Origin of the sequence: Parabacteroides sp. AM08-6 (genome assembly GCF_003473295.1) — a bacterium.
Classification (GTDB): Bacteria; Bacteroidota; Bacteroidia; order Bacteroidales; family Tannerellaceae; genus Parabacteroides.
In genome coordinates this window covers 237,968-251,390 of the sequence record NZ_QRMP01000002.1, presented here as the reverse complement: position 1 = coordinate 251,390, position 13,423 = coordinate 237,968, and the positions used below count along the sequence as shown (strand labels likewise).

The 13,423-nt window shown below is 47.4% G+C and carries 13 protein-coding genes; 11 read left to right on the top strand and 2 right to left on the bottom strand.

Going from position 1 to position 13,423, the window contains the following annotated elements; translation table 11 throughout:
- Window positions 1–268 precede the first annotated feature (268 nt).
- From atpD to DW103_RS02790, 11 genes are all read left to right on the top strand, one after another.
- On the top strand, window positions 269–1,786 hold the full coding sequence (atpD, locus tag DW103_RS02840) for a F0F1 ATP synthase subunit beta (protein ID WP_122274148.1): 1,518 nt from the start codon (window positions 269–271) through the stop codon (window positions 1,784–1,786).
- Window positions 1,787–1,791: 5 nt separating this feature from the next.
- Window positions 1,792–2,025 (top strand): F0F1 ATP synthase subunit epsilon, encoded by a 234-nt coding sequence (locus DW103_RS02835; protein WP_122274147.1) that lies wholly within the window; start codon window positions 1,792–1,794, stop codon window positions 2,023–2,025.
- Between the two features lie 13 nt (window positions 2,026–2,038).
- Entirely contained in the window at window positions 2,039–2,467 is a 429-nt protein-coding gene (locus DW103_RS02830; RefSeq protein ID WP_122274146.1) for a hypothetical protein, read from the top strand.
- Window positions 2,468–2,492: 25 nt separating this feature from the next.
- Window positions 2,493–3,494 (top strand): F0F1 ATP synthase subunit A, encoded by a 1,002-nt coding sequence (atpB, locus tag DW103_RS02825; RefSeq protein ID WP_233545593.1) that lies wholly within the window; start codon window positions 2,493–2,495, stop codon window positions 3,492–3,494.
- A 40-nt stretch (window positions 3,495–3,534) separates the two neighbouring features.
- Complete coding sequence (atpE, locus tag DW103_RS02820; RefSeq protein WP_122274144.1) at window positions 3,535–3,786, top strand: ATP synthase F0 subunit C; 252 nt, start codon at window positions 3,535–3,537, stop codon at window positions 3,784–3,786.
- Between the two features lie 11 nt (window positions 3,787–3,797).
- Window positions 3,798–4,298 (top strand): F0F1 ATP synthase subunit B, encoded by a 501-nt coding sequence (atpF, locus tag DW103_RS02815; protein WP_122274143.1) that lies wholly within the window; start codon window positions 3,798–3,800, stop codon window positions 4,296–4,298.
- A 3-nt stretch (window positions 4,299–4,301) separates the two neighbouring features.
- Window positions 4,302–4,844, top strand: coding sequence for a F0F1 ATP synthase subunit delta (locus tag DW103_RS02810; RefSeq protein ID WP_122274142.1), 543 nt, complete (start codon window positions 4,302–4,304; stop codon window positions 4,842–4,844).
- 13 nt (window positions 4,845–4,857) lie between these two features.
- Window positions 4,858–6,441, top strand: a complete 1,584-nt coding sequence (gene atpA, locus DW103_RS02805) for a F0F1 ATP synthase subunit alpha (RefSeq protein WP_122274277.1) — start codon at window positions 4,858–4,860, stop codon at window positions 6,439–6,441.
- A gap of 5 nt (window positions 6,442–6,446) precedes the next feature.
- The gene (locus tag DW103_RS02800) at window positions 6,447–7,301 is read left to right on the top strand and encodes a F0F1 ATP synthase subunit gamma (protein WP_122274141.1); all 855 of its coding nucleotides are present in this window, start codon (window positions 6,447–6,449) and stop codon (window positions 7,299–7,301) included.
- A gap of 112 nt (window positions 7,302–7,413) precedes the next feature.
- Window positions 7,414–9,606 (top strand): glutamine synthetase III, encoded by a 2,193-nt coding sequence (locus tag DW103_RS02795; RefSeq protein WP_122274140.1) that lies wholly within the window; start codon window positions 7,414–7,416, stop codon window positions 9,604–9,606.
- 96 nt (window positions 9,607–9,702) lie between these two features.
- On the top strand, window positions 9,703–10,830 hold the full coding sequence (locus DW103_RS02790; RefSeq protein WP_122274139.1) for a 6-bladed beta-propeller: 1,128 nt from the start codon (window positions 9,703–9,705) through the stop codon (window positions 10,828–10,830).
- A gap of 88 nt (window positions 10,831–10,918) precedes the next feature.
- On the opposite strand, the gene DW103_RS02785 is transcribed toward DW103_RS02790, so the two are convergent.
- Both DW103_RS02785 and DW103_RS02780 read right to left on the bottom strand, forming a co-directional pair.
- On the bottom strand, window positions 10,919–12,268 hold the full coding sequence (locus tag DW103_RS02785; RefSeq protein ID WP_122274138.1) for a TolC family protein: 1,350 nt from the start codon (window positions 12,266–12,268) through the stop codon (window positions 10,919–10,921).
- A 20-nt stretch (window positions 12,269–12,288) separates the two neighbouring features.
- Window positions 12,289–13,410, bottom strand: coding sequence for an efflux RND transporter periplasmic adaptor subunit (locus DW103_RS02780; protein ID WP_122274137.1), 1,122 nt, complete (start codon window positions 13,408–13,410; stop codon window positions 12,289–12,291).
- Window positions 13,411–13,423 lie beyond the last annotated feature (13 nt).

The window sequence follows — 13,423 nt, the reverse complement described above, 5'->3', positions numbered from 1 at the left end:
AATGCACAACATTTCACATACAAATCGCCATAAAAATGCTCAAACCCGTTTAAACATTTATGTTTCCAATAGTTACAAAATAAGCAATCATCCCCGCTATTGGTCTATTTGTCAACACTATTCGTTCATTTCAGAACAGACTAAAATAGCTTAAAGTTTAACCAAATGCAAAAAAGCCCAAAAAGTAATATTTTCAATAATCCGGTTATCATTCTTCGTAAAATTGCATTCGGAGAAAAACAAAAGATAAGGTTAAAAAAAAGATTGTATGGGAGAAACAAAAGGATACGTTTCACAGGTTATCGGTCCGGTTGTGGACATTCATTTCGACAACGAGAACGAAGAGAAAGTCACACTGCCCCGCATTCATGACGCAATGGAGATAACCCGCCCCAATGGGAAAGTGCTGATAGTTGAAGTTCAGCAGCATATCGGGGAAAATACGGTCCGTACCGTAGCAATGGATACGACCGACGGACTCAAGAGAGGAATGGAAGCCGTGTCATACGGTTCACCTATTACCATGCCGGTTGGCGACCAGGTAAAAGGACGATTGATGAATGTAACCGGTGAGCCGATTGACGGAATGCGGCAACTCGACCGGAAAGGAGCACTTCCTATCCATCGCGAACCTCCGAAGTTTGAGGATTTGACAACCAGCCGGGAAGTACTTTACACCGGCATTAAGGTTATCGACCTATTGGAACCCTATTCCAAAGGAGGTAAAATCGGACTTTTCGGAGGTGCTGGTGTAGGGAAAACAGTTCTTATTATGGAACTGATTAACAACATTGCAAAAAAGAATAACGGTTTTTCTGTTTTTGCCGGCGTCGGCGAACGTACACGCGAAGGCAACGATTTGTTGCGCGAAATGATTCAGTCCGGCGTTATCCGCTACGGCGAAGCATTCAAGAAAAGCATGGAGGCCGGTCATTGGGATTTGTCGAAGATAGACCATGAAGAGTTGGAAAAATCGCAGGCTACCCTGGTGTTCGGACAAATGAACGAACCTCCCGGAGCACGTTCATCCGTTGCCCTGTCCGGGCTGACAATAGCCGAATCGTTCCGCGACTTGGCGGCCGAGGGCGAGACAAAAGATATTCTTTTCTTCATCGACAACATTTTCCGTTTCACACAGGCAGGTTCGGAAGTGTCTGCCTTGTTGGGACGTATGCCTTCGGCAGTGGGCTATCAACCTACACTGGCTACGGAAATGGGAGCGATGCAGGAACGTATCACTTCGACAAAAAAAGGTTCCATCACCTCTGTCCAAGCGGTTTACGTACCGGCCGACGACCTGACGGACCCGGCACCGGCCACTACATTCACACACTTGGATGCCACGACCGTACTGAGCCGTAAGATTACGGAACTGGGTATCTATCCGGCTGTCGACCCGTTGGAATCGACTTCCCGCATCCTTGACCCGTTGATTGTAGGAGAGGAACATTATGAAACCGCCCAGCGTGTCAAACAAATCTTGCAACGCAATAAGGAACTTCAGGATATTATCTCCATTCTTGGTATGGAAGAGCTTTCGGACGAGGACAGGCAGACCGTAAATCGTGCCCGACGCGTACAACGTTTCCTGTCGCAACCTTTTGCCGTAGCCGAACAGTTCACAGGCGTACCGGGCGTAATGGTATCTATCGAAGACACCATTCGCGGTTTCAAAATGATTATGGACGGTGAAACAGACGACATTCCCGAGCAGGCGTTTCTGAATGTCGGAACCATCGAAGATGTTATAGAAAAAGGAAAACAACTGACACAACAAGCAAACTGACGGATATGAAGTTGGAAATCATTTCACCGGAGGGTCTCCAGTTTGAAGGAGAAACGGAAAGTGTATCACTTCCGGGCGAAGCCGGTTTGTTCGATATCCTTCCTCATCACAGTATGCTGATTGGGGCCCTGCAAAAAGGAGTTATCCGCTACCTGACGCATGGAGAATGGAACGAACTGCCGATAAAAAGCGGATTTGTAGAAGTTAAGGACGACCATTTGTCCGTTTGTATCGAATAAAAAAAGAACGACTATGAGTAACAGGTTGGAATTACGGTTAATAGGATTGATTACATTAGTAAATGTAGCAGTAGGCGTTGTAGTAGGAGGTCTATTATACGACTTTGCCCCTGAACATTATTTCAAATGGTATCCGTCCATACCCTTGTTTTACTGGCTGATGGCCATTGCAATGGCTTTCTTCCTGAATCTGGTAAAACAGAAAAAGGGGGATGTGACTGTCACCACCTATATGATTGTCCGTTTCTGTAAATTCACATTGGCGTTGGTTTTCCTTTGGCTTTATGCTGCATTTGTAGGCGAACAACTACGAACATTCGGATTTACCATGATGCTGTTCTATTTCATCTACTTAGGGATGGAAACTTATACTCTATATTTATACGAAAAGAAAAGGATGAACAGAGAGAAAAGAGAGAAAAATGAATTGGAAAACAAATAAACGGTTGACGTGGGCAATATTGCTGATGCTGCTTTGCCTTTTCACTCCGGTCCGGGCGGCCTCCGGCGATGTGGATGTACAGGATATCGTATTTTCCCATATCCAGGATGCTTATACTTGGCACATCACCGAATGGAATGGAAAAGAGATTTCCGTCTCACTCCCCATCCTGGTAAAAAGTGAAGAGCGTGGCTGGGATATGTTTCTTTCCTCGCATCTGCATCATGGCAATACGCATCACAACTATTACATTGCCACCGAAGGCGAACATACAGGAAAAGTAGTCGAAAAAAACAGGAAAGGAGAAGAAGTACGTCCATTGGACTTTTCGCTCACCAAAAATGTTTGCGGTTTGTTATTGAGTTGCTCTATTCTGCTTTTCATTGTGCTTCGTACCGCACGCTGGTACAAAAAGCATCCGGGAGAAGCACCGGGTGGGTTTATAGGGCTGATGGAAATGGTGATTAGCTATATTCAGGACGGAGTAATAAAAGAAGGCATCGGTAAAGAATACAAGCCGTTTTCGTCTTATCTGCTTACCGTATTTTTCTTTATCCTGATTAACAATCTGATAGGGATTATTCCTGTCTTTCCGGGAGGTGCGAATATTACAGGAAACATCACAGTCACATTTGTACTGGCAGCCTGTACTTTCATAGCAGTCAATGTGTTCGGGACGGCTACATATTGGAAAGAAATCTTTTGGCCCAAAGCCCCTATCTACTTGAAGTTACCGATACCCATCATGCCGTTTGTGGAATTTTTCGGGGTATTTACCAAACCGTTCGCGTTGATGCTTCGTCTGTTCGCCAATATAATGGCCGGACACACCATCATCCTAGCGCTGACATGTCTGATATTTATCACGACATCCATGGGCTTGGCGGTGAACAGCGGAATGACAGTCGTATCCGTCCTCTTCTGTACTTTCATGAACTGTGTAGAGCTTTTAGTAGCTTGCCTGCAAGCCTACATATTTACCTTACTTTCGGCCAACTATATAGGTCTGGCGCGAATCAGAGAATAATGGTTATTAATTAAGAATACTAATTTAAAGTTTATACATTATGTTATCAACTATTTTATTACAAGCAGCCGGTATGGGCATAGCTAAATTAGGTGCAACAATCGGAGCGGGATTGGCCGCTATCGGAGCCGGTATCGGAATTGGACTTATAGGAAAAGGTGCAGTCGAATCTATTGGCCGCCAACCTTCTGCCGCAGGTGAAATCCGTACCTCGATGTTGATTATGGGAGCCTTGATAGAAGGAGTCGCACTGTTTGCTATTGTAGTATGTTTCCTGGCCTTATTCCAATAAAACAATAGGTTATGTCATTATTAACCCCGGATACAGGACTTCTTTTCTGGATGATACTTTCGTTCGGAATTGTCTTTGTAATCCTTTCCAAATACGGTTTCCCCGTCATCATAAAAGCGGTGGAACAACGGAAAGCCTACATCGATAATTCGCTGGAAACAGCGCGTCAAGCCAACGAGCAACTCGCCAATATCAAAGTTGAAGGCGACAAACTTCTGGCTCAAGCCAAAGAACAACAAAACGCCATACTGAAAGAAGCCCTGGCCGAAAAAGAACAGATTATCGGCGAAGCCCGCCAAAAAGCGGCTGCCGAAGCTCGTCTGCAACTGGAAGAGGCTACCCGGCGGATACGTGAAGAGAAGGAAAAAGCGATTCGTGAAGTCCGCTCGGAAATAACAGACCTTTCCATCGCCATTGCAGAAAAAGTGATGAAGGAGAAAATCGGCCGCGATAAAGAACAACAAAACATTATCGACCGGCTGCTCGATGAGGTATCGTTTAGTAAATCGTAAGTTATGGATATAGGAACTATCTCTTCCCGGTATGCGAAAGCGCTTTTTGCCACGGCAAAAGACGAAAAGCAGGAAAACCGGTTGTATGATGATATGAAGATGTTGGCAAACAGTTTCGAAATGGAACCGGAGCTGCTGACAGCCTTGGGCAATCCGATTGTCTCCGACAACGGAAAAGTCAAATTGCTTACAGCTGCCGCGGGAATAGAAGTATGCGACCTGTACACCCGTTTTGTCCGGTTGGTGTTGCGTCATAAACGGGAAAGCATGTTGCCGTTTATCGTATGGAGCTATATCCATTTATACCGGAAAGACAGGAAAATCACCCGCGTACAGTTCAGTTCCGCCGTCCCTGTCGACGAGAAAACGAAAGGACACCTCGAAGACAAATTACGGGAAGAGACGGGCTGCACCATCGAATTCTCGGGTCATGTAAAACCGGAATTGATAGGAGGATTCAGATTGCGTATAGGCCACTACCGGATAGACGCAAGCTATGCGACGCAACTACGCAACATCCGCAACCGGTTGCTTGAAAGAAAATAAAAAAGATAAACGTATGACAGAACAGATAAAAGTTAGCGAAGTTTCCGCCATCCTGCGTCAGGAGCTTGAAGGAATCAGTACCAGCATCCAGCTCGAAGAAGTGGGGACAGTACTCCAGGTCAGCGACGGCGTTGCACGTATTTATGGTCTCGACAATGCCGAAGCCAACGAACTGCTGCAATTCGACAATGGCATGGAAGCCATCGTGATGAACCTGGAAGAAGACAATGTCGGCGCCGTCCTGCTGGGCCCAACCGACCAAGTGAAAGAAGGCGATACCGTAAAACGTACCGGCCGTATCGCATCTATCGATGTGAGCGAAAGTATGATAGGCCGCGTCATCGACCCATTGGGAAACCCGATTGACGGAAAAGGGGAGATAACCGGCGAAAGTTTCCGGATGCCGCTTGAAAGAAAGGCTCCGGGCGTTATTTTCCGCCAGCCGGTGAACGAACCGCTGCAAACCGGCATCAAAGCTGTAGATGCCATGATTCCTATCGGGCGCGGACAGCGAGAATTGATTATCGGCGACCGCCAGACAGGTAAAACATCCATTGCCATCGACACAATTATCAACCAGCGAAGCAATTTCGAAGCAGGCAAACCCGTCTACTGCATTTATGTAGCCATCGGGCAAAAAGGTTCCACCGTTGCCTCCTTAGTCAATACCTTGCAGGAAAAAGGGGCGATGGATTATACAATTGTGGTCAGCGCGACAGCTTCCGACCCTGCGGCCATGCAATATTTCGCTCCGTTTGCCGGAGCTGCCATCGGAGAATACTTCCGCGACAGTGGTCGTCATGCGCTGGTTGTATACGACGATTTGTCGAAACAAGCGGTCGCCTATCGCGAAGTCTCCCTGATACTTCGCCGTCCATCAGGCCGGGAAGCCTATCCGGGCGATATATTCTACCTGCATTCGCGACTGCTGGAACGTGCGGCCAAAATCATCAACCAGCCGGAAGTGGCACGCGAGATGAACGATTTGCCGGAAAGCATGAAAGAGAAGGTCACTGGAGGAGGCTCACTCACTGCCTTGCCTATTATCGAAACACAGGCCGGCGATGTCTCCGCCTATATCCCGACCAACGTGATTTCCATCACCGACGGACAGATATTCTTGGAAACCGACCTTTTCAACCAAGGAAACCGTCCGGCTATCAATGTCGGTATCTCTGTTTCACGTGTAGGAGGAAATGCCCAGCTGAAAGCAATGAAGAAAGTAGCCGGCACGTTGAAAATCGACCAGGCCCAGTTCCGCGAGTTGGAATCATTTACCAAATTCGGCGGCGAGATGGATGCGGTTACAGCCTTCACTATCGACAAAGGGCAGAAAAACACACAATTGTTGATACAACCTCAATACAGCCCGATGCCGGTGGAGCGACAGATTGCCATTCTCTATTGCGGCACAAAAGGTTTGTTGAAAAACATCCCGTTGGACAAAGTCCACGAGTTTGAGAAAGAGTTTCTTCAAACACTGGAAGTATCACATCGAAAAGATGTGCTGGATGTGCTGAAATCCGGTGTTATCAATGACGATATCAGCAAAATACTGGAAGAGACAGCCAGTCAGCTGGCAGAAACGTATAAATAAGCATTATGGCATCATTAAAAGAGATAAAAGTTCGTATCGCGTCTATCCACAGCACGCAGAAGATAACCTCCGCCATGAAGATGGTATCCTCTGCCAAGCTGCACCATACCCAGACGTTGGCTGAACATGCGCTTGCTTATGCAAATAAATTATCCGCTATATTGAACGCTCTCCTCGCCACGAAGGTAGATGAGGACTCCCCTTACACGCAACAGCGTGAAGTAAGACAGGTCGTACTGGTAGCTTTCTCGTCCAATACCGGCCTTTGCGGAACTTTCAATGCCAACGTATGGAAAGAGTTGTCCGCCTTGCTGCATAAATACGAGGAGGCGGGGATTACTGTCCGCATCTATCCCGTCGGTAAAAAGATTGCCGACGAATTGCGGAAAGCGGGCTATCCGGCAGAAAACGATTTCGTCCACCTCGCCGACAAGCCCTCTTACGAAGCGGCTATGGAACTGGCTACCCGGCTGACAAAGCTTTTCACCGACAAACAAGCAGACCGGATAGAACTGCTCTATCATCACTTCAAAAACATGGCAGAGCAGGTGCTGACCGAAAAGACTTACCTGCCGATAACGTTGCCGGACAGCAATACAAGCTCCGCCATCTACGCAGACTATATCCTGGAGCCCTCCCCCGCCCGCTTGCAGGAACTATTATTCCCCAAGCTGCTCAACCTGACTATCTACACGACCCTATTGGATACGAACACGTCGGAACATGCCGCCCGTATGCTTGCCATGCAAACGGCCAACGACAATGCCAATGACTTGATACAACAATTGACGTTGCAGTACAACAAAACACGCCAGCAAGCCATCACGAACGAATTGCTGGACATCATGGGAGGACAATAGGGACATACGGATTTTTCCGTATAAAACTATATTTTAACTCCCGAATGAAAGAGGTTGGTAAACTTTTACATGTTATCTTTGCAACCGGTATAACATAAAAAAAACAAATAGTATGTCAATCTCACGCTTCAATGCAGTGGAGAAAGCATCCAACCGAAAGGCTGTGGAAGCGATTACTCCCCAACAAAAAGTATCCGAATATTATGGCGAGAACGTTTTCAACAGGAAGGCGATGCAAAAGTATCTTTCCAAGGAAACATATAAGGCTCTGACACATGCCATCGACAATGGAACTCCCATCGACCGTGAAATTGCCAATCATGTAGCTGCCGGTATGCGCATGTGGGCACTGGAAAAAGGAGTCACCCACTACACGCATTGGTTTCAACCCCTGACCGACGGAACAGCCGAAAAACATGATGCGTTCGTGGAACACGACGGCAACGGCGGCATGATAGAAGAATTCAGCGGAAAGCTGCTTGCCCAGCAGGAGCCGGATGCTTCCAGTTTCCCGAACGGCGGATTGCGCAACACCTTCGAAGCACGCGGATATTCCGCCTGGGACCCATCCTCGCCCGCTTTCATCGTAGATGACACGCTTTGTATACCAACCGTCTTTATCGCTTATACCGGCGAAGCCCTGGACTATAAAACGCCGCTTATCCGTTCCATCGAGGCATTAAACAAAGCGGCAAAAGAGGTATGCAACTACTTTAATGAAGAGGTGGAAAAAGTCATTACCTACCTGGGCTGGGAACAGGAGTATTTCCTGGTGGACGAAGAACTCTACTCGGCACGCCCCGATTTGTCGCTGACGGAACGCACACTGTTGGGACACGAAAGTGCCAAAAACCAACAGTTGGACGACCATTATTTCGGAGCAATCCCTTCGCGTGTACAGGAATTCATGAAAGATTTGGAAACGGAATGCTACAAGCTGGGCATTCCGGTGAAAACCCGTCACAACGAAGTCGCCCCGAACCAGTTCGAGCTGGCCCCCATCTATGAGGAATGCAACTTGGCAAACGACCATAACCAACTGCTGATGTCGGTGATGAAACGCGTCTCCCGCCGTCACAATTTCCGCGTATTGCTGCACGAAAAGCCCTTTATGGGAGTGAACGGTTCCGGAAAACATTGTAATTGGTCGATGGGAACGGACACGGGCATCAACCTCTTCTCCCCGGGAAAAGACAGGGAAGACAACCTGCGATTTATCACATTCGTAGTCAACTCCTTGATGGCCGTCTATAAATACAATGCCCTCCTGAAAGCCAGTATCGCATCGGCAACCAACGCGCATCGTCTTGGCGCCAACGAAGCGCCCCCGGCTATCATTTCATCCTTCTTAGGCACTCAGATTTCAGAAATATTGGATAGATTCGAGAATTGCTCCATCGAAGACGCAATCGAGGTAGACGACAAGAAACGGTTGCACCTGGGCTTCGGACAAATCCCCGAATTGCTGCTCGACAATACGGACCGCAACCGCACATCACCTTTTGCATTCACCGGAAACCGTTTCGAATTCCGTGCACTGGGTTCGTCGGCAAACTGCGGTTCGGCTATGCTGGCCCTGAACTCTGCCGTAGCCTACCAGCTGCGCGAATTCAAGAAAGACGTAGAAGCCCTGCGCGCCAAAGGGAAAAGCAAGGAAGCCGCCATCTTCGAAGTCCTGAAAGCATACATTAAAGAGTCCAAACCTATCCGTTTCGACGGCAACGGTTACGGAGAAGAATGGAAAGAAGAGGCTGCCCGCCGCGGCCTGGATTGCGAAAACAGCGTTCCGCTACAATACGATGCTTATCTGACTCCGGAAGTAATCCGGATGTTCAAGGAAACCGGTGTGTTGAGCGAGAAAGAGCTGGAAGCACGCAACGAGGTAAAATGGGAAATCTACATCAAGAAAGTACAAATCGAAGCCCGCGTACTGGGCGATTTGTCGCTCAACCATATCATCCCGGTAGCCGTCCGCTACCAATCCGTCCTGCTGGATAATCTGGCCAAGCTGAAGGATACATTCGGCAGCTATCCGGAATACGATGATATGTCGGAAGAGCCCCGCCGTCTGGTTCGTAAGATAGCCGGCCATATCTGTGCCGTCACCCGCATGGTCGACGAAATGGTGGAAGCCCGCAAAAAGGCAAACCGCATTGCCGACCTGCGTAGTAAGGCGATTGCCTACCATGACACGGTAGCTCCTTATCTGGACGAAATCCGCAACCACATCGACGACCTCGAACTGATGGTGGACAATCAGATGTGGCCACTGCCGAAATACCGCGAATTGTTGTTCATCCGTTAAGATAACGTAAAACAATCTTTTTATCTGAGTATGGATAGTTCGCACATACGAATTATTCATACTTTTGTTTTTATAATCATTCAAAATTCATCTATTATGAAACTAAAAGTTCTAATTCCCGCCTTATCGCTGATAACAGTTGCTTTGGCAAGTTGTAACAGCAATCCCAAAAGCGTATCCGACAGCAATGCCAAATTCACGGTATGCGACTTCGCATCAGTGGACAACAACACCATTGAACTTCCGCTCAGCGACTTGGTAGAGGACTGCCAGCTTATCCGGTTCGATAATAGCGATGCCGCTCTATTTAAAGCCAGAGTCATCATGGCAACAGACAATTATATCGGTATACGGCAACAAACCGGACTGCCTTATAAACTTTATGATAGGAAAGGGAAATTCCTTTGCGATGTCGGGAACGTCGGAAGCGGTCCGGGTGAGTACAATCAGCCTATTTATGATGAAATCATAGATGAGAAAGGAGGGCATATCTTCCTCAACTTCTTTACCGGAAATAAAATCATGATGTATGACTTGAACGGGAAATGGATAAAAGATATTAAGTTGCCTTTGAATATAAATAAATCGAAAATATCATTGAATGACGACGGAACATTATCCGTCGTCCAAATGTCTTTCGAAGAGAAAGACCCGTTTGCCTTCTGCGTGGACATGGATGGTAAGATTACCAAGCAAATCCTCACTCCGGCACACATGAAGGTTGGCGACTTTAACGGAGAAATCTTCTCATACCAGAACGGACCAGATTTTGAATTCTTCCATACTTCAAACGACACACTGTTTGCATACAATGCAGCTGAAAACAGGTTGGAGCCACACTTTGCCATGAATTTCCCAAAAGAGAATAAGCCCATACACCTCTATATGGAACTTCCTACCTGCTATTTTGCCAACTGCTATTACTGGGATAATGAGAAACAACGCCCAACCGGAGGAGGCACATACATGATTGACAAGAAAACAGGAAAGGCTGTCAAGTTCAATCTTGTAAACGACTTCTTTGGAAATATGCCTACTTATTATAGTTTCAACAAAGGTTATTATCTGCGGAGTTTGGAACCCGGTTCGATGCAAGAAGAAGTCGAAAAACTTCTATCCTCCGGCAAATGCCCCGATAAGGATAAAGAAAAGATGAAAGAATTGGCCGCCTCCCTACATGAAAATGACAACAATGTGTTATTCATAGGGAAATTAAAACAATAAACACTGATATTCCGATAAGCAAAGAGAGGCTTCCATCCCGGGAACCTCTCTTTCTCTTTCAAATAAAAGTGTGTCTTACTTAAAAATCTCACAATGTTATTGGCGTTCCATTATAAAAGTCCAATATCTTTGCACGGAATATAAAATCAAATTTTGCCTGTACCTGTTCGGACAGACTCTGTGCGTATTTCGTTTTTGCTTCACTGTATTCGAAAACCGTGCTTTTACCGGCAGCGTAACGTTCTTCGGCATAGGTGAAAGCTTCTTTGCTGGCAAGAACGGACTTATCGGATGCCACATATTTCTCCTGCGCAGCGGTGGCATTGTAGTAGGCTTGCTGGATTTCTTTATAAAGGACTTTCTTTGTATTTTCCATCATCAGTTCGCGGTTGCGGATATTGATACGTGCGGAACGAACGCTGTTGCGCACCTGGAAACGGTTGAATAGCGGGATACTCAGGCTGAAGCCCACTGTTTTGCGGCCATTGTTCTTCAGCTGCTCGCTAAAAGCGATGTTATCATACTCGCCATCACCGGAATAATGGTAATAGCCGTTGCTGTAGCTGGCTCCGAAATTCAGTTTGGGATAATAGCCTGCCTGGGCTACCTTCAGCATTTTCTTCTGGCTTTCCAGCAAGTACTCCTGTTCTTTTATCTGCGGCTTGAAGTCGACAGCATGGTTATAAATATCATCCGGTGGGAGGATACTGCCCATGTATTGTTCTACGGCATCGCCCGTTTCAGGGACAACGATGTCGAAATGCTCGCCGGCACGTTCCAGTTCGAGGCTTTGAGTCAGGTCAAGTATGGCCAGATTTACATTATTGCGAGCTTCAGTCTGCGAGACTTCATCTTTAGCCAATTGGGCTTTCATGTCGTAGAGCTGCGAGAGGGGAACTTTTCCGGCTTTCACCAGCGCTTCCGTCTTCGTGACCTGCTCACGGCTCAGGGCAACTTGCAATTCGGCGATTTTCAAGACCTCCTTGTTATATAGGACTTGCAGGTAGTAGGAAGCGATATTGATGGCCAAATCTTCTTTAGCCTTGTTCAGGGTTTCAACGGCAGCTTTCAGGTCCAGCTTGCGGGCTGCAATATCGTTCGGTATCTTCAGACCATCGAAAATGGGCATGCTCAGGGAGATGTTGGCAGACGTATTCGCGGAATTCTGGTCTACAATCACCCCCGACTTGGAAGGGGAGCGGCCGAAGTCGAAGTTTTGCCCCATGTTGGCATTCAAATCCGGAAGCCAGCTGTATCTGCTGGTGTTCAGTTCCACCTTACGGCTCTCCTGTTCCTGCTGTTGCTGCTTCAGGTCGATATTGTGCTCGATGGCATAGCGGATACATTCCTCCAACGACCATTGCCGCGCCGCCTCCTGCGTCCGTCCCAAAGGGCAGGAAAGAAGCAAGGCTGCTGCTATTATCAATTGATTTCTCATTGTTCTGACTTTTAGATACGTTATTTCTTATTCGGGTCGATGATGGCTCCCCGTACTTTGTCGCTTTCCTTCAAACCTTCTTTTATTTCAATCCGGATACCATCGGAAAGGCCTACTTTTACAGGTTGTTTTTCAAACTTTTGTTCCGGCAATTCCTGTGTAACGAGCTGCACGAAGGTCGAGTCGCCACTAAATTCCACACAGCTTTCCGGGACAGACAGCACGTTTTCGGCACGTTTCAGTACTATTTCCGCATTGGCACTGTAGCCGGCACGGATAAAGGCATCGGCAGGCATCTGTACGGCGGCTTTCACCTCAAAGAGGACTGCTCCGTTTTCTTCCACGCCTTTGGGGGCGACATATTCCAGGAGGGCATCGAAATTGCGGCTGTCCAAGGCCCCTACCGTCAGTTTTATCGGCATGCCTTCGTTGATGCGGCCGACTTCCGTTTCGTCTACTTTTCCTTTAAAAATCATGTTATTCATGTCGGCTACGGTCGCAATGGTCGTTCCATCGTTGAATGTGTTGGATTGGATAACGGAATTTCCGACCTTCACGGGCACATCCAGTATCATACCGGTGATAGTGGAGCGGACCTGCGTCGTACTGCTTGCGCTCGATTTGCGTGAAATACCTTCGCGGATGATTTCGAGTGCATCCTGAGCATTCTCGGCCTCTTCCTGTGCTTTCTTATAGGTAGCTTGCGAGGTTTCGAATTCTTCCTTGGCAATCACTCCCTGTTTATAAAGTTCTTCATCCCGCTTGAAGGTGGCACTCACCTGTTCAAGACTGATTTTGGCAACCCGCACGCGGGACTCGGCACTATTCAATTGGACCATTTCGGGGATGACCTTTATCTTGGCTATGATTTCGCCTTCCTTCACCATCTGCCCTGCCTCTTTCAATACTTCGGATATGATACCGGACATTTGCGGCTTGATAAGTACTTCGTCGCGAGGCTCGACTTTCCCGGTCGCGACGGTCTTCGTCTCGATGGTATCCCGCGTTGGCGTTACCAGTTCGTATACCGTGATAACCGGCCGGGATTTCTTCCAGAGGAAATAGAATGTGCCGACTACCGCGGCCACAATCAGGACCAGGAAAATGATACGCATGATTTTCTTTACAATACGATTCTTCATGATTATATTCTTT